The sequence below is a fragment of the Zunongwangia sp. L-65 genome (genome assembly GCF_056859415.1).
The window spans coordinates 41,414-65,360 of sequence record NZ_JBSXOK010000059.1 but is presented as its reverse complement, the minus strand read 5'-3'; the positions used below and the strand labels follow the sequence as shown (position 1 = coordinate 65,360).

Below are 23,947 nucleotides of genomic sequence, written 5' to 3'. Positions count from 1 at the left end.
TTGGTGTTAGTGAGTTATATATTTAAAAGCAGGCTTAGGTTCTCCTTTCTGGTCTAAAAAGCCAAAGAATCTTTGCCTGCTTTTTCTCCATGGCAACCTCCCCACTACCGCTGTAGGAACTTCCTTAAAATCGTATAAAGTCCAAGACATAAATGCAAGGTTTTCTTTTTTAAAGAAGTCTTGCATTTTTTTATGATAATTGGCCTGATCTTCCTCATCGGTACCAAAAGGATTCCATAAACCGTGATAAGAGCTCATCCCAAATTCTTGCATCACGATAGGTTTATTTGGAATTTCTTTCTCTAGAATTTTGAAATCTGAATCCAGTTTTTCAAAATCTTTATAAAAATGAAAAGAAACAAAATCTACTTCTTTCTTTAAATTTATCGCAGCTTCAGGTGACGACCAACCAATAGTTATTAAATGGTTTGGATCGTATTTTTTAATCTCATCAGCTATGTGAGACAACCACTGCACTACCAAATCTTTCCCACGACTATCAAAGTCAAGATCAGGTTCATTTTTTAAATCCCAGGCCAAAATTGCCGGATGCTCTTTAAAAGAAGAAACAATCTGTTGGGCATGGCGATGCGTTAAGGTCCAGTCTAAAACAGAATAATCGCCATAAAAATCAAACAAAGTAACCACTACCTTTAATTGATTTTCTTCGGCCAAATCCACAACTTTTCTTAGCTTTTCTAATTTTTGCGGAAGCACTTCAGCTTTGCCAAAATCTTCATACTGAATAAAAATACGAATACTGTTTAATCCCGCGTTTTTTATAATTTCGAAATCCCTTGCAATCGTATCACTACTGAAGTTTTCTCCAAACATATCCCAGGGCGATTCCTTTGGATAATAATTGATTCCCTTTATTTGAAATTCATTATTTTGAACATAAATTTTATTGCCTTTAACCGCTGCTATCTTACTTGTAACAACTGAATCTTCTTGAGAAGTAGTCGCTTGTTTTACCATATGCCGAATACGCCAAAAACCATCTTCCAAAAGCATCATGACCCTATACGAAGATGTATCCTGATGCGTCAATAACTTTTGATCCTGCTCATAAACTTCCTGATATTCGATCACATCATCATCAGTAATCACTACCAGTTGTCCATCAGCACTATAAAATTCTAATTTAGGATGGTGGTTTAAAGTAGTAGCCTCTATATGAATATCATTCTCTTTATTAAACGCAATGGTTTTAAAAAGGTTTACGCGTGAACTATCAGTATAATAATCTTCAATTCCATAGGGATTATTGGTTTTATACGCCACGTGTTTTACATACCAGGCATTTAAATAATCCTGCTGAATTTCACCTAAAGTCTGTTCTTCCATGGGTCGGCCGGGATTCTCTAAACTTCCCCATTCGATATTTGGTAAATACACCTCTTTACTTAAAACTTCGGTATGCAACATTCCGGTGCGCTCGGCTCCAGTATTTAACCATGCTAACACCGAGCTTAACCCAAAAAGTACCAGCGCATTTAGCGCCACAAAAGTGACGATTAAACCAGCCCGATAAATATTCTTATTCATCTTATTCTTCATAATTCAATACGTCTGTGGTTTTACTTTTACCCAAAGCTTCGATTTTAAAACTATAGGTGTTTTCAGGATAAAAACTTTTAGGAAGTTTAAAAGTTACAAAACCATTGTTTGAGGTTTCCTGCTTTACTTCAACTAATGTATTTTGGTGATAAATGTATAATTTCACTACCGCCCCATCTGGGATCAGTTGTTGCATAAAACTTTGCAAAGGCCCCACTTTAATGCTTCTATTCTTATTATAAAAATCGATTTCAAAATCTTTCAAAGCCTGTCTAAAGCTAATTTCAAGGACATTACTTTCAGCCAGGCCGGTCACATATCCTTTTATTTTCCAGGTATCGGGATGATCGGGATGAATTATTTTTGCCGTTGCCATACCTTCAATGGAACTTCCCCGAGTGGTAAGTATCATTCCCGCTTCGTTCTCGATATAAAATGAAACCAATGTCCCATCGCTAATCGTATTTCCCCATTCGTCTTTAATTTCTGAAGTAGTGAACTCTGTAATCTGGTTGCCATCAGCAAAATCATGATTTCTAAAGGATGAAATCTGAAAATCGGTGGCGTTTGAAGGAAAAACATTGGTCGTTAATTCGATCGAGTTTATCCCTAAAACCGTGGAAGAAACATTTATATTCCCTGCTTTTCGATAGGCCATAATATTTTTCCAGGCCATTAATTTTTCAGTAAAAATTTCTACGGAATCAATCACTTCGTAAAATTGTTTATGGAGCATTACGCGGGTACTATCGGGTAAAGGGTTATCCATCGCATCCATTGGGACCACGACTAACATCGAATAATCACGATCGCCAGCCTGAATGCTACGCGGACCAAAATAACTTTCAATCACCGTTTTCGAGTCTACTTTAGGTAGAATTTCGAAACTACCGGTTTTTAACTGTTTTTCATTTTTTAGTAAAACCCAGTTTAATTCCCCGCTTTTGGAGCTTAAAAATTCAGGCAGCGAAAAAATGCCTTTATTTTCTGCAATCTCAGGTTTTAAAACTATTTTGGAATAGGAATGATGAAGATACAGTTTATAGTCTTCATCGATATTATTAAAATTCAACTGAATTGTTTCTCCGGCTATATATTCATTTTTGGCATTTAAAAGCGTTATTTTTTCTGCTTCAATTTCAGCGTAAAAGTATCCAAAAGAAGAGCCTGCAACAATCAAACTCAGCAATATGATGATCTTAATTTTTAGACTCATTATTTTGGATTTCCTACGTAATTATTCAACTCTAATTTAATAAAATGATAGCCCTTTCCCGCCAGCGTCTGCATTTGTTCTTTTGGATGTTGCACCTGCCGATCTGGAATTACTTTTATCGCGATTTCCTTATTGGGTAAACCATTAACAAAAATATTTTCCATCGAGGAATTAATAATTGTTACCATTTCAAGATTTGGTAAATCGTAATCAAAATATTGTTTTCGCTGTACGCGCACGCCTTCTCGCATAAAATCCTGATTCACCCAAAGGAGTTCTTTATTTTCGTCATAATACGAAAAAATTAATTCTGGAATGGTTACTTCCTGAATACCATAATTAAAAAGGGTTCCCGAAATTTTATCCTTTTCGTATTTTATATCGGCTACTGCTACGTATTTATACAAATCGGTATTGGCTACATTTCCCGCACACTGTAAATTAAATTTTGTAGGTGGTTCGGGTAATTCGACCGGTGTAAATTCATCCGGATTAAAAGTTTCCGGTATTTTATCATCTTTTCCCAACCAGGCAATCCCTTCAAAATCCACTCTAAAACTGCTTATTTCCTTAGGAAGCAATTTGTGGCTCATAACGTATTTGGCACTGTAACCCGCAAGTTTTTTATTTTCATCGTTGTAAAGTGTACCCTTTATAACCACATCTGCAGGAACATTATCTACATTCTGAATCTCTCCTATAATTGCATAACGATCCCCTTTTTTTACCAGTTTTGCAGAAAGCACCTCTAAAACCGGTTGTTTTAAAACATCCTGATGATAGGTTTGCTGCGTCGTAATCCTTCTACGTCCATGATTATAAAACTGCGTTAGATTATCAGAAAATAACTGATCTGGTGGAATATCCAAATCATAAGTACTTGGTTTTATAAACCATTTTCCGCCAATTTTTACCACATCATGTTCGTAGGTTTTATCGATCTTTTCAAGTGGAGTAATCCACTGGGTATGTGCTAAGATTTTTGCTCTGCCTTTAGACTCGCTCAAAACCTCTAACCCAATCGAATCCATTTTTGCATAGGAACTTAAAATCCCATCGGTCACAGAAACTTCCAACATATACTGCGCAATGGTAACATCGCTTTTGGGATCTAAATAGGAATGTGCCCTTTCAAACTCTTTAAAATCGAGTGCATCGTAATAAGATCTTACCACATTTTCAGCACTAATCTGTGTCGCATTTTTAATATAGAACAGATAAATTCCGTAGAAAATAACGCCACATAAAATCACCGCCCAAAGATGACTAATCTTGATAAGTTTCCAACTAAAGCTATTATAAGTGGTTTTAAATCTTAGGAAATCGGGTTTCTCGGGAATTTTAATTTTAAGTGTTTGAAACCAGATTAGCTGGATATTAATAAAAAATGCGATAAGTACGGTTAAGATAGGAATCACGCCCCACATAATTTTTAGAAAAACTGGTACATCTTCTTTTGGAAGAATTTTGCTTAGTGGTGGGACGTTTAATTTTTCCCAAACCATAATTCCGTTTTCTAACTGCTGAAGTCGCTGCCAACCTGAAAAATATAGAATAGGATCGTAAAACTTATCGTTTGAAAATATATATTTTAAGTTATACTTCTCTGGAACTGTAAGAAACTGTTGCAAGGAACCAATACCTTCTACTCCTCGGAATTTTGAATTTTCCAATCGCTCTATTGCCCTGGTTGTTAATTCGGGCAAACGCCTGGCGCTATGGTAATTTCCATCTACGGTTAATGCATTTGTTTGTGCTGATAGCCATGCCATCTGGTCACCAAACCCCAAAGTTAAGAAACGCCAGTGATCGTGCTGATCCTGATTAAGAAAATTGGTGATCGGTAAGGTTTTAATTTTTTGCGGTTGCATGGGCCTAAAATATCCCAGTGTTATCGTAAAAATAGTCATGGATAAAAACATTCCCACTAAAACAGCACCAAGAATACGATGGTAAACCGCACCTAATTTCTCTTGGATTTTCCATCGCAAGTCACCTTCAGCAAAACGATAGCCAAACTCACCGAATATCGGTAAGGCCATAATCGATGCCCATAGGGTAAATCGATCTAAAGTTAAAATATTAAAAGCGGTATCACCTAACATCATTCTTGGAATGGGGGTAGTTCCCCCGGTTCCTAAAATCGTCAGTAAAGTAAACGAAAGACCAAAAAAGATATAGCGTTTTGAATAGTATCGATAAAAAATATAGGGTAACAGAAATAATAAAATTCCCCATGGAATGGTAAAGAATACCAATCCAGAAGATGTTATTTCCAGAAAATTATCCCGACTGCCATGCGGTATTGGTACCTGCGTAATCGGATTCTTTTTTGAGTTGATCCAATAAGGCAAAATACAGGTAACGATTATGACCAGCGATATTCCCCCAAAAACCACGATACGCTTAAAAGCTTCAAAAAAAGATTTCAGAAACACTTTAAATGTAACTTCTTTTATATTATTTACTCTTTCTCTGGAATTATCCATTACCGCCATACCGATTAACGGAAAGATAAAAAAGACCATTCCAAAAATAGGAGTTACATGATGCGAAGTCACTGTTACCGCTAACAAAGAGATCGCTCTTACCAGCGAACCTATTTTTCCGATTTTAATCCACATATAAATTTCAGGCATACAGTGCATTAAAACCGAAACCCCCACGATGCTGGGTAATTGACCAAAAATATGCAGCGTTTCTACAAAAGATGAAGAGAATACCGCTAAAAGAGCTGCATATCCGGCTGCTTTACGATCCCCCAGCACCATTAAAGAAAAACGATAGACCCCAGTGATAAAAAGAATTATTGCTATAATCCCAACCGTAAACAGCCCGAATTTAAGTCCGCCAATATAACTTAACAATCCCATCGCCTGATGCACCAGCGGCGGATACCCCATAACGGTAAAGCCGGTATACCATTCATAGTTCCACGGTTCCCACCAGCTATTAGCATAATGGTCTGCAAAGAATAAATGAATTAAGGCATCGTAAGTATTTTCTATAGTAAAGAAAATCGCCGTTCCATGAAAAAGAACACCAATAATAAGGGCTACTATTAAGTATTTATTAGTTTTTTCCTTCATTCGTTATATACCTCTTATAAAACTACGATAAATATAAAAGAATGTTTAACCTATAAGCCATCCATTTATCGATACAATTTAACCATTCATCTAACTATAAAGGAAGCTTCATCTAATTAAAAAGCTAACACACTCTAAATCAATCTATTTTTGACTTGAATAAACACTCTAAAACCATGAAAATTTTAGCCATCGACGACCAACAGTTAGTGCTTCTTCCTTTAAAGAGACGTTTAAGTGAATTGGGATATGAAGTGCAAACCGAAACAGATGCTTTAAAAGCAAAAGCTATTTTTGATAACTTTCAACCAGATTTGGTCATTGTAGATATCAATATGCCAGTAATTTCTGGCATTGAAATTATAAGATATATCCGCGGAACTCAAAAAAGTCAAACACCAATCATGGTATTATCAGGTAATACCGATGATAACCTTATCGTTGAAAGCTTTGATTTGGGTGTTGAAGATTACATGAAAAAGCCCCTTAGTTTAGACGAAGTTTCTGCAAGGGTAAAAAGATTAATTGGTGCAACTTCAAACCAAAAGGAGGTTTCCAAAAATACAATCATCCAAAAAAGATGCGTTGGTGTGGTAATCCCTTGCTACAACGAAGAGGATAGATTATCTAGCAAAGAATTTACCGATTTTGTAGAAAAACACTCTGGTTATCACCTTTGCTTTGTAAACGATGGAAGTAAAGACAATACTTTACATATTTTAAAGGAATTAAGAAAAGGAAGGGAAGATTATATCACCGTATATGACTGTGAGCAAAATGGTGGAAAAGCTGAAGCTGTGAGATTAGGAATGTTACACATGGCCAATTATACCGATTTAGATTATATAGGATTTTTAGATGCCGATTTATCAACAGACCTTACCGATTTCGATGACTTGGTAAAAACCATAGAAACATCAAACTTTAAAATTGTTAGTGGTAGCCGAATCTCGAGAATGGGTGCGAATATCGCGAAAGAATCGGCCAGGCAAATAATTAGCTTAACGATTAATTATATTATCCGAAAAATTCTAAAAATGAATTTTAAAGACACCCAATGTGGCGCGAAAATAATGGATAAAGAAGTAATAAAAATTGCCTTTCAGGAACGTTTTATTACAAAATGGCTTTTTGATGTAGAAATCTTTATGAGAATAAAAAAGCACTTTGGAGCTGAAAAAGCAGATGGCTTTATCTGTGAGCAGCCTTTAAAAAGATGGATTCATGCAGATGGTTCTAAATTATCGATGAAAGATTCTGCTAAAATCGTATTTCAGCTTGGGCATATTGCCATTCATTATAATCAACAAAAAAAAATAAAACCTAATAAAAACTTTAATTATGCCATAGAACCAGAAAAGGTGAATGGATAGAAAGCTTTACTATTTACAAATTCATAGATTATTATATACCCTAAACCACGCCGTATTGGCGTGGTTTGTTAGCTAGATTTCAGAATAAAATTCAATCAAAGCTTCCATTATAGTTCAAAATGTCTAAAACCCTGATTAATTGTAGATCAAAAACCTGGCCTTTACAGGAAAATGATCTGATGCGAATGTTTCTTTTAACACTTTATGTTCCAGTACGTCAATTGTGTTACTCTTGTATAGAATATAATCGATGGTGCTTTCCGGTTGTTGTGCCGAAGATGTAAAATCACATACATCTGTACAGGAAGAACTAAATATTTCTAGTAAATGATTCATCGATGAACTTTCGGGAACCACGTTAAAATCTCCGGTAATGATCACTGGTTTATCTTCCGAGGATAGTATTTTACGAATAGCTGAGACCTGAGCTAAATTATTGGACGCATCGGTATAATCTAAATGTGTATTTGCTATTTTGATTTCCAGCTTGGGATTAATATGAATATTGGCCAGGGAAAGTGTTCTTGGCTCAGCATTCTTAGGGTTCGGTAATTTTGTAGTAATGGTATCTGATAGGGGAAATTTTGATAAAATAGCAGTTCCGTATTCCCCCCCCTGAAAATTGATAGATTTTGAAAAATACCAGTATTCAAATCCAGCTTTTTCGGCCAACACCTTGGCTATATGTAGTTTTTTTCCAGAGCGTTCAGTATATATCTACTTCTTGTAAGCCTACAATATCAGCTTTACTGTTTTTTATGATAGTGGCAATCGTATCCAGATTAATAACTTCTGATTGCGAAGGTGGATTGGCATGATGAATATTATAACTTAATACTATAACTTCACTACGTACCAGTTTCTGCGAATGGGCTTTATTAAATTACATTAAAAAATAGAAGTATTAGAAAAGCCGATTTTATACTGAAACACTGCATAATTTTAAAAATAGAGTTATTCATTATTTTTTTACCATAATACAAATATGCAGGTTAGATAGTAAAATTGTATTCACTAATCATTAATTAATTTTTTGAAATATTAATTTGAATACACCGGAAAAGAAATAAATCTTATCTTCCCAAAAATTTTATAACCGTATGGCCTCTGGATTTTTCGCTTTGTTAGATGATATCGCAGCTTTAATGGACGATGTTTCAGTAATGAGTAAAGTTGCAGGAAAAAAGACCGCTGGGCTCTTAGGAGATGATCTTGCAGTTAATGCTGAAAAAGCTTCTGGTTTTGTATCATCCAGGGAATTGCCCGTATTATGGAAAATCACTAAAGGCTCTTTACTGAACAAACTTATTATCCTTCCCCTGGGCTTTTTACTTAGTGCCTTTTTACCATCAGTAATTCATATTATTTTATTGATTGGCGGACTTTATCTGGCTTATGAAGGTGCCGAGAAAATATACGAATTTTTCTTTCCGCATAAAGAACATAAAAAAATCGATAGAACCGAAAAACTATCGAAAGAAGAAATTTTAGCCCGTGAAAAAGAAAAGGTAAAATCGGCTATTTTAACCGACTTTATTTTATCGGTAGAAATTGTAATTGTCGCGCTTGGCACTGTGGAAGAAGCTGAACTACCTACGAAAATCATTGTGGTTTCACTAATCGCAATTTTAGCGACTGTAGGTGTTTACGGTATTGTTGCCCTTATTGTAAGAATGGACGATTTTGGCAGGAAACTTATAGATCTTAATGCTGAAGATGATAGTTTCTCTGATAAGGTGGGTAAGTTTCTAGTGACTGCTTTACCTAAAGTAATCAAAGGTCTTTCTGTGCTTGGTACTATTGCGCTTATGCTGGTTTCAGGAGGAATTTTCGTGCATAATTTAGAATTTCTACACGGTATTTTCCCTAAAATACCTTCGTTTATCACCGAATTTTTTGTAGGTCTAATCGTAGGGTTTATTGTATTACTAGTCGTTAAAGGAATTAGTAGGATCATTAAAAGCTTAAAAAAATAGCGTAATTAAAGCTAATCAAACCATTTTATAGGTGTTCTTTATCCTCAATATAACCAGCATTTGGCTGTATTATGTGGGATAAGGTGTACGGATAAACTATTATTTACCTTTCCGGTTATTCCCTAACCTGCAACTCTTTTCACCAAGTAATTTTCAATCTGGAAAAAAAGATTTGTTTATTGAATAGTTAGCAAATAGCTCATAAGCCCACTATAAAAGCATAACAAAAGAAAAAGCTGATAGAACTTTTAAACTAATGGGATAAAACCCATACTTATTTGGATACAATATTAAAAGAATGCTGTACCGGATAATCTCGAAATATTACTAAATAATTCTTTAAAATTGCTCTTTAACAACGGGCCGCAATAGGTACATGACTATTTTGTACTATCATCAATAGTCTGTCTGTATTTTCAATATTTATTTTTTTACGCTCAACAGATATGGCTCCGCATCCCTTTAACTCCTGAATATGTCTATTCAAAACCGCCCTTGTGGTTCCTATTAATTTTGCCAGTTCGCTGTTAGGTAGGTTATCAATCCTACTTAGACACCCCTTATCTATATCAAAACTCTGAATCAATAACTTAGACAAGCGCACTAGTGTAGGACACATGGAAAGATCGGCGGTCATCTCTTCTAACATTCTCACATGGGAAGCCATGTATTGATATAAGTGTTTTTGTGCTTGTGGATATTTATCCATCCAGCGAAGCATATCTTCCTTGGTTATCCTTAATACTTCCGTTTCTTCAAGGGTTTCCCAGTAAATTTTATGGGGCCTGTCATCCAATAAGTTGAGTACATCAAAAACGTCTCCATCAGACAAAATAAAATTGATACGTTCCTTTTCACTAATCTCATCTACCTGGTATTCCTTTATTTTTCCCATAACTAAAATATAAAAAAAAGGCAGCGGTTCGTAGGTACCACTTAAATAGGTTCCCTTACTCCATTTTCTATACACTAATTTTTCCATCAATTCAGCTAGTGCGTCTTTTGGAATATCTTTAAAAAATTTGGAATCTTTCAAAGTCTCTAAACTTCTTAAGTATTGAATATTATTAGTTTGCATAGTTATATGTATTGCAGATTTATGGTTTAGTGATGAACCTGTTAAAATGTTCTCTACAAAGATTTAAGGATCAAAAGAAAATAACTAGAAAAATGAAGTACGAAAAGTTCGGAATTCGGAAAATCAAACCCGCCAATACATAATTTGGACACTTTAAACCCAAAATCAATGCATCAGACTTCTTAACATATACAAATAAAGACGATGGAGGTCCTCTCTATTGAAAACTTTAGCGGTTGAGTATTCATTCAAAAGAATACAGAAAATAAAAGTCAACGAAATTAAATGCGTGGATTGGCTCCTCCAGTTATCCGCAATAAATTACCATCGGGATCATATAGATAAATACATTCTTGTTCACCTCCTTCTTCTGTTTGGTATTTATCGTTTGCAATAATGGGAATTTCTTGTACCCCTAAAATATACTCAAGTTCTTGTATAGTTTTTTTGGAAAAAAAGTGAATTTCAGCGCTTCCTGAGCACAGGTGACGTGGTGTATATTTTGATGGTGAACCTAACTGATCTAAACAAATTTGAGGTCTATTTTTAAACACACGATGATTCTTATCATCACTTAAAATAACCTTGAGCCCCAATTTTTTAGCATAAAACTCTTTTGATCTTTTTATAGAGGCTACTTTTAATATTACAATATATTCTAAATCATGAAGTCCTAACATCGATATTGTATTTCACAGCAAATAATACAGCATCTACTGTTTTAATATGCTACAAATTTCGAAAGGACAGTCCCAAAATAATCTAGAAAAGTCGAAAAAAAAGTATTGATATCGGAAATTCAAACTTGATACTAGGAGCCAAAGCTTCTATACTTTGCCGGGGTAGTACCTTCCAATTTATTAAAGGAAGTATAGAAAGTAGATTTTGAGTGAAAGCCGGCCTCCATTCCAATACCTTCAACAGATAAATTCTTGGCCTTATCACTTTGGAAGAGTTCTTTGGCATATTCTACTCTAAAATTATTGATATAATTATTAAAATTAATATCCAAAGCCTTATTGATGGCATAAGAAATTCTCTTTGGGTGTATGTTAACAGCATCTGCCAAATCAATAATTGTGAGATCCTGCTTTGTAAAACATTTAGATGCCTCGATATACTCATGAATAACGCTTAGCATATTTCCCACTTCTTCTTCTGAAACCAAATCCTGCTTTTTCTTAAAATCCTCCTGAATTCCGGTTTCAACGATCATCCCTTGGTTCTCTATAACCTCATCTTTTCTTGACTCGACCATCAAACCATTCATTTCTTCCTGTAAACTATTGATATTCTGTTGCATCAAACCTTGGTAGGATATCCAATATATAAGAACCACATTGGCTATAGCTGTAAAGAGATATAAAATCTCATTGCCAAAAAAATAATATTCCAACAAAAACAAATGAAAAAATATGCTGCCACAAACAAACCAAAGCACCCAATCCAAGTTTTTATGAATCAATAAACTGTATTGATTTTCAAGTTCCCTACGATGCATTCTTACCCAATTCAATGTCAACATACATATAAAAAACGTGTAGGCTAAGCCTGCTGAAAAGTAAATCTTTTCCCAAATTGAATTAACCAGTATCATTTTTGTTTTTACCGGCATAAAGAAAACTATCAGTCCTATTAACACCTCCAATATTCCAGGTATCAATGTCCAGTAACTGGTCTTTCTATGTTCCAAAATGGAAACCTTTTGAATATAGATATAGAATAAGGGATAGGCTAAAAAATGAAATCCAAACGGAAGTAGTTCTAATTGAGGATAGGATTTTAGAATATTAAGGTCTCCCAAAATATTAGTCACTGGTTCCAACGAAAACAACACGATAAAAAGCCCTAAATAGTGTGTAGCCCTTTTTCTTCTGGTTCTCACAAGTATCAGCATCAAACCTAATAGCAATCCTTGTATAACTCCCAAAGACTCTATAAAACTGATAAAGTTATATGTTATGTCCATCCCCAATAAAATCAGATTGACAACCTAATTTCTAAATTAAAAAATCTCATTTCCTAAAAATTAGGATAAAAAGAATCGATTACTAATAAATATAACTAAATACTAGAATGATGTCTATCCATAAATAGGCCTTCTAAAAACCAAATATATATATTTTGTCTGCTTATTTACAAAAAGTCTCTCATTTTCAAATAGATTCAAAAACAATTTAAACTACTACTTCCCTATTTGTAAGAGTTTAAATTCTATCTAATTATTAAATCTCTTTCTTTTAAGATTAGTCCTAATTCCTTGGTTATCGTTAGAGTTTGACTACTGTGAAAAATTAATAGGCCTTAACTGCTACTTTAGTAGCAAAAGTTTTTTACTAGCTACCTTAATTTAGCGCTTAGAAATACTGAAGAGTAATAAATAAACATTTTGAAATGACATCAACAATATCCTCAACGAACAAAAATCCAGGTCTAAACACCCGCTACTGGTGGGTAGAAATCTTATTAGGAATAGGATTTATCGCATTATCTTTTTGGTTCTATGCCACACCAATAGAGACTTATATCTCTTTAGCAGTATTTTTTAGCTATGTAATGTTTATTAGCGGAATTTTTGAGATTATAAATGCTATAAGCTTCATAAAAACATCAAAACAATGGGGCATATTTCTTATCGGAGGTATTATAGATTTGGTATTGGGGTATTTATTAATCACAAATGAAAACCTGACCATGGAAATACTTCCTGTTCTTTTAGGTATCTGGTTTGTTATCCGGTCATTGATATTTTTTATAACCTATGCTAAACTTAAAAGTAGTTCTACAAAAAATTCAGGTTGGTTCTTGCTCGCCGCAATTTTGACTTTACTCTTTGCGCTGGCGGTTCTGGCAAAGCCATTACTGGGACAGTTAACTTTGGTATATACCATCAGTTTTGCCTTTTTCTTTATGGGGCTATTTAGGTTAACATTGGGAATCAAAATGTTTAATACACACGGAAAGTAGTTTACATAAATAATAATTAAAATTATACAATTATGATAGAACATGATATTGATCATCGAGATCAACTGGCTCGCTTACACGACCGCCACAAAAGACTTTCTTTAATGGTCTATGATCATTTAAACGCTAATGAAGAAGAGGAAATGCTCAAGGCACACAAAGAAATGAAGGAAACAGCTAAGGAATTAGAGTTATTGCAACATAAATTACACGGAAGATAGCCGTATCTTTTTAAAAAGTAAAACCGTTCGCTACCTATAAATGGAGTGAACGGTTTTTTGTTTAATTCTTGCCTATATCCTTCAAAAACTAACATGACATGAATCAATAAAACTAGTATCTAAATCAATTACTATTTTGTAAAACTATCAGCCTTCAGATTCAACATGATACACAAATAACCAAATAAATAGCATTATTTTGAGAATTAAAAGTTTCAAAAAAACAAACTTTAAATAAGCAGGTTCTGCTACAAAAGTAGCATACTTGGTGGTCTACCGAACGTAAATTTGTTTAAGATTAATTTCTAAAAAATAAAGAGTAAAATAATAACTTAAAATGAAAAACCATGAGAAAAGTAGTAGTATTCAGTTTGGTTCTTTTAGGCTTAAGTGCCCAGGGTTTCGCGCAAGACGTTATCTATTCCGAAAAAATTAAAAAGGAAGATGTTCCTGCAGCTATTATTGAATCGGTAGCGCAAGATTATCCAGATTTCACCATAGAGGAAATGGCTGCTATACCAGTTGAATATGTTGAAAGCGACGTATACGTAAACAGGGATATCAAATCTATCGATGATTATGACACTTTCGAAATTACCTTAGAAGGAAAGGGAAAAGAGTTTACAGCAACCTATGATAGGTCTGGAAATTTAATCAGTACTAATGAACACCTTAAAAATATTGCTCCTCCAGCTGCTGTTAGATCTGCCATTGCCAAAGCCTATCCAGGATGGACTATAAAAAAGGATGTGTATAATATGAGTAGTTATGAAAATGGCAAAGCACGTCAACGTTACAGAATGGAATTAACCAAAGGCGATGAAAAAATGCACGTTTATACAAACGCAAAGGGAAAAATACTTAATAAGCCCAAGATGAAAAAAATGCACCAATAGATATGATTTTGAGAAAAATGATCGGCCATTTTATCCAGTATTAAAAAGTTAGAAATACTTGCGATGAATTCTTAATTCAGAATTCATCGCAAGTTGCTATTTAATTTCAACGACAACTGATTGATTTGAATATAAAAAATAGGAATCAACCCACGGAGAATTCATTATGCAGATTAGGAGTAAGGCGCTTCTTAAAACTAGATGTTCTATAATTAAAACGATTATAAAACCCAATACCTGCTTATCGATACGCCTGATATAGAAGAACTTTATGGCAGCTTTTCTAGCGGGCAGAAATATGTACGTAAAATATGAGAAGCCAATTGCATTCAGCATGCGGAGAACACCTAAATCATAAAAAAATTAACTACCAGGTAGTTAGTTGAAAATATTGAAAAAATAAAGAATTTTAAAAATACCGATAACATAAATTGCCAGTATTTTACACCCTAATGTTCTAAGCTGAAATAGCAGAAATATCAAATACTGTAAAACTCTTTTTTATGATTTTAGGTATTTTAATAATAAGTTATACAAATCTTTAGTCTTATAGGGTTTAGAGAGAAAATCATTAATAGCATAGCCTTTTATTTTATCCCTTAATTCCCCTACCTCTGTCGCAGATAAGATAATAATCTTAACCTCCTTATTAAACGCTCTAATCATCGAAGTTGCTTCCAGACCGTTAAGTTTAGGCATATTAAGATCCATAAATACGAGATCAAAAGATTCGTTTTTCAGCATTTCTATACCCTCTACAGCATCATCGGCAGACTTTGCTTTAATCCCATACCTTTCAATATACTTTTTGGTCACCAGTTGATTGATATGATTATCATCAATAATCAGTATTTTTTTTCCGGTGAACTCAACTTCACTGTTGTTCAAAGCATTGGGTTGGGAAACTACTTCTTCTTGATCTGTGGTTTCAAGCTCTACTTCAAAGTAAAAATTAGACCCCTTACCAGTTTTACTTATTAATTGAATTTCAGAATTCATTTCTTTCAGCAACTTGGTAACGATGTTTAAACCAAGTCCGGTACCTTCAAATTTGCTCGTTTTTGTGGAGTTTCCAAATTCTTTAAAAATTTCTTTTTGTTCTTCAGCAGAGATGCCAATACCATTATCTTTTACTTGAAATTTGAGCTTTACACGCTTTTCTTCTTTTTGAATAAGATCTACAAATATCTTTATTTCGCCTTCATTGGTAAACTTTAAAGCATTTCCGGTAAGGTTAATTAGTATTTGAGATAACTTTATTTTATCCCCTACCAAAATTTTGGGAACGTCTTTGTCGATTTTAATCTTTAATTGATTGTTGTTCTTTTGCCTCATAAATTTCAATGACACATTAATATCCTCTACAAGTTCCTGAAGATTAAATGGTTTATTCTCAAGTTTAATAGAAGTACCTGATTCCATTTTATTTAATGTAAGTACATCATTAACCAGGTTAAGCAGGTAGTTCGCAGAAAATTTTAAAGACTGAATTTCTTTTTTATGCGAAGATAGTTCTGGAGCCAAGAATAAATCATTGGATAAACCTATAATTCCGTATAAAGGCGTTCTAAGTTCGTGACTAATGGTAGAGAGGAATTTAGTTTTAACCCTCGCCATTTCCTCAGATTTATCTTTGGCGTCAAGATATTCCTCATTTTTTCTTTTAAGCTGTTGCATGAGGACTGTCCTTTTTTTCCTTTCACAAACAAAAAACAACAATACTAAAAGTAATAATACTAATAAGGCTACGGAGGCAATGAGTAATATTCTGCTTTTTTCGGCCTTTGCAGAAATTATTTTGTTTTGAAGTTCTTTATTTTTAATCTCCTGTTCTATATTTTCAATTTCTATGCGATCCTGTATAGTTTTATTAGATTCTTCTAACACACTTTTCAGTTTATTTTTAAATAAAGTATCTAGCACTTTAAAACTCTCATAAGCTTCCCTGTACTCTCCTAATTCAGCCTGGCTTCGCAGATACCCGGAATAGGAATATAAAAGTTCCTCGGATCCCTCATTGCTTTTAAATTTCTCTATGGCAAGTTCAAAATTTATCTTGGCCTCTTTAAAATCACCCTTTTGGAAAGCGTATTCTGCATCCAAATAATAAAAAATATCTTCCGGCAAATAAGGTTTGTTATCTGAAAACCGAATATTATAAATTTTTGCTGAATCTATATATGTTATGGCCGAATCTGGCTTATTGAATTCCATCAAATATGCCTCTGCAATATTAAGACTACTGGTGATTAAACGATAGCTATCTTTAGCCTTTTTAGCTAAGGCTATTACCTCTTTGTTTAATTGTATAAAGTCTTCATATCTTCTTTCTTTTATATAAACATTAGCAAGATCAATTTTTGCCGCATTAATCATTAGGGTATCTTTCATTGTCTCAGCCATATTTATATTTTTATTGATATAATTACGGGCTTCTTCTACATTTTCTAATTTTAAGTAATTATTGGCTATATAACTTCTTGATACAGCAAGCAGTATAGAATCACCACTTTTCTCGGCTAATTCTAAGTTCCTATGACTGTAAAGGATGGCGACCGGATAGTTACCCTTCTCCATTTCAGTGGCAGACTTTTCCAGATTACTTTTTATATAGGCCGTTATTTCCTCCTTTGTAGAATCAGGAGAAATTGTAATCGCTTTCTCACTATTTTGGGCATACAGGGAAGATGTAAGCATCAAAAAAATAAGTATTGTAGGCAGAAACTTCATTAGGGCTTAAAGATTTATTCTCAATACGTTAAGGTAATATTTTTAAAGATAAAAGTTAGAAATATATGTTAAGTTAAATGATCAATTCAATAGTAAAAGGAATTTATTAAATTAAAAAAAATCACTTATTAAGTTATTTTTTTAAATATATATAAACTATAACCAATATTTTCCAAAAAATATATGAATTTTAATCATAATAAACTCACTCAACTAATTTTTCAGGTATAAGACGACTATCATATTTAACAGGTAAAAATGTAAATTTATTCGACAGACTGCTTACTACCACTAGTGTTATATAAGAAAAAGGAAAGTTAATCGCTTCGATTTATTTTTAAAATCTTAGTTTTTGAAATTAAGTTTTTTACGTAAACTACCTCACGGCAAACCCATGAGGCATTTACTATAAAATCCTTTTTTATTTCGAGATATCTCAACCCACCTATTGGGATTAAAGCATTTAATCTCGATTATGGAGTCTATTGTTATAAATTAAAACATTATAACGACAGTATCTTAACTCACTTTTGCCGAAAAGAGTGAGCTATAAGAAACAATGATTAACTTATGCAATGAATTTAAATCGAAAGACTATATCAAGTTTGAATTTATATACGCAAAACCTGAATGCATATTATTTAATTCCATCTGTAATCCGGAAATAATCGAAATCAACATAACCTCCGGAAGTTTTGGTTGCATAGTTGAAAAGTGCATATCGATATCCCATAAATTGGCCAAGGGTATATTCCATTTTTAAAGGTTCTCCAATTTCTTTCCAGTGTTTCCCATTCTCAGCATAATAAAAGTGTGCGAGGTCCTTTCTATCTTTAAAGTCGCAGGTAATTTTAAAGAAAATTTCGTCTCCGCTATACGGAATTTCTTCTATCACTTTGCCTTCACGCCCCTTAACCATTTGAATGGTTTTTTTCCCATTTTCTAACTTAACCGCCACATAAGCATACTTATCCTGAAGCACCCCTAAACCAGCAATATCACCGTCTTTTAATCCTGAAAGATCTAATGAAGTTTCCCCTGTACTCTTAGGACCAATAGTCCGTTGGGTCAATGTATTCCTGGTGGTTACGAAAGAAGTATCAATCCTCCCTGTGGTAAGCCTTAGATAGCCTTTGCGCTCATCAAGACTCCATAAATCATTTTGCGGATTATGATTCCATTGCCAAACCAACGATAATTTTTTATCCTTATTGGTTCTGCTGAAATCATCGGAATTTACAATATCTGGAATAAGACTTTTGTTAGCAGGAAGGTCAAGCTCCATAGGGACTTTGCCATCTTCACCCAATATAGGCCAGTCATTCTCCCATTTAACCGGCACAAGATAAGGAATTCGTCCTACCGCTCCATTATCACGGAATAAATACGCATACCAGTCACCTGCAGGAGTATCTATTAAACCTCCTTGTGCTACACCTTTATCCTGTAAAGCCAGTTCTCCTTCGTAAGGTCCCATGATATTGTCTGCACGATGAATAACAACAGTTCGCATGCTTCCCTGTGGCCAGGTTATATTAAATAAATAATATTTACCATTTATCTTGAATAGCTGAGAGCCTTCTGCCTTTAACATGATGTTTTCTCCCGCAGGTGCACTCGCATTCTCAATCAAAATCTTTTCGCTACCAGGAACAGGACCAGAAAGGTCATTTTTTAATTGAACAATTCTAAGTTCACCCGCGGCATAGATCATATAAATTTTACCATCATCATCAAAAAACAACGTATTGTCATGAAAACTTGGTTTAAAGGAATGCTTTTCCCATGCTCCACTCTCAATATCCTTAGTCGTATAGATATAGGTTTTTCCGGTAGTACTAGAAAAGGTTGAAACGTAGTAGGTACCATCATGATATCTTAAGCTACTGGCCCAAGAACCCTTACCATAGGCGTTTTTACCGTTTTCCATATTCAACGCATCGGTATCATCTAGAATATCATAAGCATAGTTTACAATTTCCCAGTTCGTGAGATCGTTAGATTTCATGATGGGTACTCCGGGACTCATATGCATAGTGGTACTACTCATATAATAACTATCCCCCACACGTATCATGGAAACGTCTGGCACATCAGCATGAATTATCGGGTTAATCGCCTTTTGCTGTGTAAAGCCCTGGAGGAAAAAAAGCAAACAGCTAATTAGAACACTAAATTTTCTTACTATCATCATTGGTCGTATTTTTAATCTTTTTAAACAAAAGTTTTAGTCAGAAGATTTTTCTAAAATCTGCTATAGTTCTATCACAGGGGCAATATTAGAATATCTCTAAACCCTAAATCTCTCTATATCCCTATTAATTTCTGATCAACCGTAAAAAATAGATTTCACTAGTTGCACTTCCTTCTCTGGGTTGAAACTTTACTCTTATACTCTTTTTACCATCAAGCATCGAATCAGGAATTTCATAGCTCATTTCCTGAAACTGACTTATTCTGGTATGTTCTTTAGTATTTACCGAAGTAAGTCTCTCATCATCAATATAAATATCAAAACGCTTATCCCCCCATTCAAACCCGAAATATCTAAGCATCAGGCTAAGACCGGTTTCCTTATTGGTTTTCATTTGATAGCTAAAATAACCATCTCCATGAGCGCTTCTCCAAAATTCATCCCTGTTATTACCGGTTCCTGAGTTCTTCTTTTCCATAAAGTGATCACTCTCCGGCTGTTGTTCACCAGTAGCTACATAATCTATGGTACGTTTTTCCAGGGCCAATTTTTTAGCTTCAATATTTGCAAGAGAATCGGTATAACTTTCGTATTCTTCGGGAGTCAGCGACAGCCAGTACATCATATACCTGGAATCGTGGATAGTGTAAAAAGGCTGTAAATCAGCATCGATGGGATTTTTCATTTCAGAATTAATCTTGAAATGAAGGGGCTCATTTTCTACGGATTCCAGACTTTCAGGAAGTTCTTCCGTATGATCTGCAAGTAGAATTGGTGCTTCATTAATGGGCAAGCGTCTTCCGGAAGGGTATTGTCCAAAACGACTATCATCTGAAATAAGCCCTTTTAGATCTTCGGATCCCGATGGAGCTCCCAATAATATCGGACCATGAAAAAATGCAACATATTGAGGTACATTCGGCAGCCTTTCCATGTGATTATGCATAGGAAGACTAACATCTACAATATCTCCCTTTTGCCAGTTTCGATCTATTTTAACATAAGAAGAAGGCTTACCGATTATTTTAATTTCTTCTGAATTGATCTTGATTTTCATCTCGCCTTCTTTAATCCATCCCGGATAGCGAACAAATAAAGGGAATTCAGCAGTACCTTCAGTAATTTTAAGCCTGGTACCCTCTTCAGAAGGAAAATTGGTCTCCTGTCTTATTTTTACCCCCTGTTTTTCCCAGTTCAATTCTGAAGGAATAAATAAATTTATATATAAAGAATCTCTCTGATGAGTATAGATAAACTGATTGTATTTTCCATGGTTTTCCATTCCGGTTCCCACACAACACCACATCGCCTCTTCAGGCGCAGAATAAATTCGATAATGGCGTGGCCGGGCTGGAGTAAAATAAACATAACCTCCATGCTGCGGATGCTGGGTTGAAAGTATATGGTTGTATAATGTTCTTTCGTAATAATCGGCATATTTCGCCTCAGGATTTACTCGAAAGAGATCTTCGGTTAACTTCAGCATATTATATGAATTACAAGACTCGGGACCATCGTCTTCGTTTATGTAATCAATACTGGCCAATGTACTGGGAAAATGTTCTTTTCTGCTGTTGCCTCCAAATGCCAGGCTACGGTTTTTAGTAACTGTTTCCCAGAAATAACTTCCGGCTTTAGCAAATTTTTCATCTCCATCCACCTCAGCAATACGCTCAAATCCTACAAATTTTGGGATTTGTGTATTCGCGTGCTTGTTATCCAGGTTATCGATACCCTTCGAAAAAGGATGAAGTACCTGCTCATGAGAATACCTTTTAGCTGCTTCCAGATATTTCTTCTCTCCAGTTATTTGATAGGCATCAGCATAAACCTCAGGCATACCACCATGTTCCATGTTCAGCACAGATTGCATTTGCTCATGGGAAAGATCTTCAGTAAGTGTTATACCCCAGTCACAAAAATCAAGAAACATTTCTTTAGCTTTCTCACTATCGGCATAAAGCCAGGCATCTCTTAAACCGGCATACATTTTATGTAAATTATAGAAAGGAGCCCAGGCAGAATTATACTTCTCAAAATTTCCTTTTTTAAAGGAAGACCACAATGCTGCACTATTAGGAAAACCACCTACATAGCCTACACCCCATTCCGGATGTTTTTTTGTATTAGCAAGTTGGCATTCCCTTAGTTCTTTCAGCATATAATTCATTCGCGCTAAAAACTCTTGATTATCGGTAGCCGCATAATTCATAGCAAGAGCTGAAAGATAATGACCGCCAATATGACCATCTAGTCCTTCCCAGTTGGGATAAGAGGGTTTTCTTGGTTCCAGACCGGCTTCTTTTCGATAAGGCGCAAGCAAACGGTCTACATCGTATTCTAGCAAAACCGACATATTAAGGTCACGGGCATTCTTGAATTTTCCATCCAACAAGCTAACATTCTCCAGCGGAAATTCATTGTTGTATAGTTTTTCCTGTGCGCTTACTTCTAAAAAACTGATACCAAATACACAGAAAAGAATGACTACCTGTATTTTTTTTATGACAATCATATTTAAACCTTTAATTATTGGCAATCCACCTCCCTAAGATCACTATCAAAGAGCAAAACAATTTTCAATATCCTTCATTTCAAATTCCTAAATCCAAAACTACCTAAGCGCGCGCCCCGCGGAGCATTTGACTCTTTTATCGAATAAAACCGGAGTCGTAAAATATAATTAGCCCTTTTAATATCATTTTGTAAGTGGTTTTATTGGTTCGAATACGGCTATAAATCCTCCTCTTCTCAAAAGTTTTACTTTTAATATATCCTCCGAAGTCACTTTTCCATCACTAATTTTAAATGCTTTGTCATGCTCCCCATCCTGAACCAACTCCAGCTGATATTCAATTCCAGGTTTTAAAAATTCCAAAGCAATCTCCTTTTCGATTTCCCAAAGCCCTGAACTAATGCCTGCCATATACCAGCTTTCTTCTTTACGCCTTGCCAGCGCTGCATTTTTTCCCGGATAACCATAGATAAATTTAGTGTCATCCCAAGCTGCAGGTAGTTTCTTCAGAATGGTAATTACCTCTTCTGGAAGGGAATAATAGCCCTCTGGCCTATCTGCTAAATGCTGCAATCCAGACTCGAACAATATCCCCAGAGCCAGTTCATGCCCATAAGAAGTAACATGCGGATATTGCGAATTGGTAAAAGTTACCGGAGTATAATCCATTGGTCCTACCACATTCCTAGTAAATGGTAAAATAGTATTATGCTGCGGGGCATTCATGGTAAACGTGGGAACATTATTGTACCATTCCGCACCACGAACAGCTTCATAAGTCATCAAATTTGGATACGTTCTGCTCCACCCCCTTGGTACCAGACTACCATGAAAATAAACCAATAAATTAAAATCGGCGGCATCTTCTACAATATCAAGATAGTAATTGATCATATTTTGCTTTTCACTTTCAAAAAAATCAACTTTTATTCCGGCGATGTCCAGTTCATTAAGTTTGGTAAATTCTTGTACGCGGTTTTCATGAGTAAGCATCCTATCTTTTGGTGTAGCAGGAACCCAGGTATGATCTCCACCCGAATTATACCAGATAAGTGGTTTAACTCCTAATTTATTGATATAAGCTGTGGCATCCTCCAGATTTCCTCCATTCCCCATAGCATCCCATTCCCAATCCAAAAGCGTATATTTCCAACCCATTTTTTCGGCCAGATCAGCAAATTTTTTTACGATTTGATAGTCTTTAGTCCCATGGTTGCTAGACCAGTAATTCCAGGAAACCAGTCCGGGTTCAATCCAGTCGGTATCTTTTAGTTTAACAGGATCAGACACATCGGTAACCAGCGTTGATTCAGTCACTGTAGCCAAATTACCGATTATTATAACGCGCCAGGGTGATTGCCATGGCGTACTGATATCTGGTTTCGATTTTCCTGTATCACGACCATCACCTGGGTTTGGAAATACCAGATTATAGGTATTGATATCTTTTGTATTACTGAGTTTTGTACCCGCGTAAGTGCGATTAAGATTAGCTTCATGGATAAGATACCAACCTATAGTATCGCGATCATGAAAAAGCGCAGGATATCCCCATTCTCCCCGTAAACTATCTCCCTGCATTTGCTGATATAATCCCTCGTTGGCAGGATTCCATTTCTCCAGCCACCGCGTTGCATCTGAAGAAATCGAATAGGCTGTAAACTCGTTATCTATACTGAAATTCCCTTCTTTATCAGTAAATTCATAACGAAAAGCTACTCCATCATTATAAACTCTAAGTACGGTATTCATTTTTTTACCGCTATCATTGCGGAAATAAAATGTGACTTCTCTGGCAGCATTGCTTGTTGAGGATCTCTTGCCATGGATAAGATTGTAAGCTTCAGAAATACTTTTGATTTTTCCAGTTTTTCGAAGTTTAAGATTGGAAGAGAAACCTTCATCATTTCTTGCAAGCCCCATTTCAATTTTAGGAATTAAAGCTTTTTCCGAAGGAGATTCATTATAAAAAACTTTAAAATACCAGTTTTCAGTAACCTCATCAGGTTGATGTAATTCTACTCTGATAAGTTCATTCGGCGAAGAAAGCATAAACTCTTGTGCAGAAAGCCGGGTAAAAAATATAAGAAAAACCAGGGTATAGAAAAGTTCTTTCATAAAAATGAATTATA

Annotated in this window: 17 protein-coding genes; 5 read left to right on the top strand and 12 right to left on the bottom strand. The window is 34.9% G+C overall.

Features of this window, described 5'->3' with window-relative positions; translation table 11 throughout:
* Window positions 1-6: 6 nt before the first annotated feature.
* The 3 genes from AC13DP_RS09445 to AC13DP_RS09435 are packed head-to-tail and all read right to left on the bottom strand — an operon-like array spanning window position 7 to window position 5,865.
* Window positions 7-1,560: a glycoside hydrolase family 2 TIM barrel-domain containing protein gene (locus AC13DP_RS09445; RefSeq protein ID WP_483067677.1), complete on the bottom strand. Its 1,554-nt coding sequence runs from the start codon at window positions 1,558-1,560 to the stop codon at window positions 7-9.
* Window positions 1,550-2,776 (bottom strand): hypothetical protein, encoded by a 1,227-nt coding sequence (locus AC13DP_RS09440; RefSeq protein ID WP_228251781.1) that lies wholly within the window; start codon window positions 2,774-2,776, stop codon window positions 1,550-1,552. The genes AC13DP_RS09445 and AC13DP_RS09440 overlap by 11 nt, the downstream gene beginning before the upstream one ends.
* A complete protein-coding gene (locus tag AC13DP_RS09435) occupies window positions 2,776-5,865 on the bottom strand; it encodes a hypothetical protein (RefSeq protein ID WP_483067676.1) in 3,090 nt (1,029 codons plus the stop codon). Before AC13DP_RS09435 ends, AC13DP_RS09440 begins: the two co-directional genes overlap by 1 nt.
* 176 nt (window positions 5,866-6,041) lie before the next feature.
* Between AC13DP_RS09435 and AC13DP_RS09430 the strand changes: the two genes are divergently transcribed.
* Entirely contained in the window at window positions 6,042-7,238 is a 1,197-nt protein-coding gene (locus AC13DP_RS09430) for a response regulator (RefSeq protein WP_483067675.1), read from the top strand.
* 135 nt (window positions 7,239-7,373) lie between these two features.
* Here AC13DP_RS09430 and AC13DP_RS09425 read toward each other — a convergent pair whose 3' ends face one another.
* Together AC13DP_RS09425 and AC13DP_RS09420 are read right to left on the bottom strand one after the other, a co-directional pair.
* Window positions 7,374-7,910, bottom strand: coding sequence for an endonuclease/exonuclease/phosphatase family protein (locus AC13DP_RS09425; protein ID WP_483067674.1), 537 nt, complete (start codon window positions 7,908-7,910; stop codon window positions 7,374-7,376).
* A 34-nt stretch (window positions 7,911-7,944) separates the two neighbouring features.
* Window positions 7,945-8,019, bottom strand: coding sequence for an endonuclease/exonuclease/phosphatase family protein (locus AC13DP_RS09420; RefSeq protein ID WP_483067733.1), 75 nt, complete (start codon window positions 8,017-8,019; stop codon window positions 7,945-7,947).
* 319 nt (window positions 8,020-8,338) lie between these two features.
* On the opposite strand from AC13DP_RS09420, the gene AC13DP_RS09415 reads away from it, so the two are divergent.
* A complete protein-coding gene (locus tag AC13DP_RS09415; RefSeq protein ID WP_483067673.1) occupies window positions 8,339-9,214 on the top strand; it encodes a DUF808 domain-containing protein in 876 nt (291 codons plus the stop codon).
* A gap of 352 nt (window positions 9,215-9,566) precedes the next feature.
* Here the strand turns inward: AC13DP_RS09415 and AC13DP_RS09410 are convergent, their stop codons facing one another.
* From AC13DP_RS09410 to AC13DP_RS09400, 3 genes are all read right to left on the bottom strand, one after another.
* A complete protein-coding gene (locus AC13DP_RS09410) occupies window positions 9,567-10,292 on the bottom strand; it encodes a Crp/Fnr family transcriptional regulator (protein ID WP_483067672.1) in 726 nt (241 codons plus the stop codon).
* A gap of 281 nt (window positions 10,293-10,573) precedes the next feature.
* Window positions 10,574-10,972: a VOC family protein gene (locus tag AC13DP_RS09405; RefSeq protein WP_228251774.1), complete on the bottom strand. Its 399-nt coding sequence runs from the start codon at window positions 10,970-10,972 to the stop codon at window positions 10,574-10,576.
* A 131-nt stretch (window positions 10,973-11,103) separates the two neighbouring features.
* Entirely contained in the window at window positions 11,104-12,261 is a 1,158-nt protein-coding gene (locus tag AC13DP_RS09400; protein WP_483067671.1) for an AraC family transcriptional regulator, read from the bottom strand.
* Window positions 12,262-12,686: 425 nt separating this feature from the next.
* Here AC13DP_RS09400 and AC13DP_RS09395 point away from each other — a divergent pair, with 425 nt between their 5' ends.
* The 3 genes from AC13DP_RS09395 (at window position 12,687) to AC13DP_RS09385 (ending at window position 14,376) form a co-directional block, all read left to right on the top strand.
* Window positions 12,687-13,259: an HdeD family acid-resistance protein gene (locus AC13DP_RS09395; protein WP_228251772.1), complete on the top strand. Its 573-nt coding sequence runs from the start codon at window positions 12,687-12,689 to the stop codon at window positions 13,257-13,259.
* Window positions 13,260-13,291: 32 nt separating this feature from the next.
* Entirely contained in the window at window positions 13,292-13,480 is a 189-nt protein-coding gene (locus tag AC13DP_RS09390; RefSeq protein ID WP_013070534.1) for a hypothetical protein, read from the top strand.
* 347 nt (window positions 13,481-13,827) lie between these two features.
* Window positions 13,828-14,376, top strand: a complete 549-nt coding sequence (locus AC13DP_RS09385) for a hypothetical protein (protein WP_347406361.1) — start codon at window positions 13,828-13,830, stop codon at window positions 14,374-14,376.
* Window positions 14,377-14,877: 501 nt separating this feature from the next.
* On the opposite strand, the gene AC13DP_RS09380 is transcribed toward AC13DP_RS09385, so the two are convergent.
* From AC13DP_RS09380 to AC13DP_RS09365, 4 genes are all read right to left on the bottom strand, one after another.
* Window positions 14,878-17,073: a tetratricopeptide repeat-containing hybrid sensor histidine kinase/response regulator gene (locus tag AC13DP_RS09380; RefSeq protein WP_347406360.1), complete on the bottom strand. Its 2,196-nt coding sequence runs from the start codon at window positions 17,071-17,073 to the stop codon at window positions 14,878-14,880.
* Between the two features lie 670 nt (window positions 17,074-17,743).
* Window positions 17,744-19,300, bottom strand: a complete 1,557-nt coding sequence (locus AC13DP_RS09375) for a glycoside hydrolase family 43 protein (RefSeq protein WP_483067670.1) — start codon at window positions 19,298-19,300, stop codon at window positions 17,744-17,746.
* 124 nt (window positions 19,301-19,424) lie between these two features.
* Window positions 19,425-21,815, bottom strand: coding sequence for a glycoside hydrolase family 127 protein (locus AC13DP_RS09370; protein ID WP_483067669.1), 2,391 nt, complete (start codon window positions 21,813-21,815; stop codon window positions 19,425-19,427).
* A gap of 183 nt (window positions 21,816-21,998) precedes the next feature.
* Complete coding sequence (locus AC13DP_RS09365; protein ID WP_483067668.1) at window positions 21,999-23,933, bottom strand: glycoside hydrolase family 97 protein; 1,935 nt, start codon at window positions 23,931-23,933, stop codon at window positions 21,999-22,001.
* Window positions 23,934-23,947: the final 14 nt, after the last annotated feature.

Excerpts from the sequence above, each read along its gene's own strand:
- AC13DP_RS09445 (WP_483067677.1), bottom strand. The coding sequence starts at position 1,560 with ATGAAGAATAAGATGAATAAGAATATTTATCGGGCTGGTTTAATCGTC.
- AC13DP_RS09440 (WP_228251781.1), bottom strand. The coding sequence starts at position 2,776 with ATGAGTCTAAAAATTAAGATCATCATATTGCTGAGTTTGATTGTTGCA.
- AC13DP_RS09435 (WP_483067676.1), bottom strand. The coding sequence starts at position 5,865 with ATGAAGGAAAAAACTAATAAATACTTAATAGTAGCCCTTATTATTGGT.
- AC13DP_RS09430 (WP_483067675.1), top strand. The coding sequence starts at position 6,042 with ATGAAAATTTTAGCCATCGACGACCAACAGTTAGTGCTTCTTCCTTTA.
- AC13DP_RS09415 (WP_483067673.1), top strand. The coding sequence starts at position 8,339 with ATGGCCTCTGGATTTTTCGCTTTGTTAGATGATATCGCAGCTTTAATG.
- AC13DP_RS09410 (WP_483067672.1), bottom strand. The coding sequence starts at position 10,292 with ATGCAAACTAATAATATTCAATACTTAAGAAGTTTAGAGACTTTGAAA.
- AC13DP_RS09405 (WP_228251774.1), bottom strand. The coding sequence starts at position 10,972 with ATGTTAGGACTTCATGATTTAGAATATATTGTAATATTAAAAGTAGCC.
- AC13DP_RS09400 (WP_483067671.1), bottom strand. The coding sequence starts at position 12,261 with ATGGACATAACATATAACTTTATCAGTTTTATAGAGTCTTTGGGAGTT.
- AC13DP_RS09395 (WP_228251772.1), top strand. The coding sequence starts at position 12,687 with ATGACATCAACAATATCCTCAACGAACAAAAATCCAGGTCTAAACACC.
- AC13DP_RS09390 (WP_013070534.1), top strand. The coding sequence starts at position 13,292 with ATGATAGAACATGATATTGATCATCGAGATCAACTGGCTCGCTTACAC.
- AC13DP_RS09385 (WP_347406361.1), top strand. The coding sequence starts at position 13,828 with ATGAGAAAAGTAGTAGTATTCAGTTTGGTTCTTTTAGGCTTAAGTGCC.
- AC13DP_RS09380 (WP_347406360.1), bottom strand. The coding sequence starts at position 17,073 with ATGCTTACATCTTCCCTGTATGCCCAAAATAGTGAGAAAGCGATTACA.
- AC13DP_RS09375 (WP_483067670.1), bottom strand. The coding sequence starts at position 19,300 with ATGATGATAGTAAGAAAATTTAGTGTTCTAATTAGCTGTTTGCTTTTT.
- AC13DP_RS09370 (WP_483067669.1), bottom strand. The coding sequence starts at position 21,815 with ATGATTGTCATAAAAAAAATACAGGTAGTCATTCTTTTCTGTGTATTT.
- AC13DP_RS09365 (WP_483067668.1), bottom strand. The coding sequence starts at position 23,933 with ATGAAAGAACTTTTCTATACCCTGGTTTTTCTTATATTTTTTACCCGG.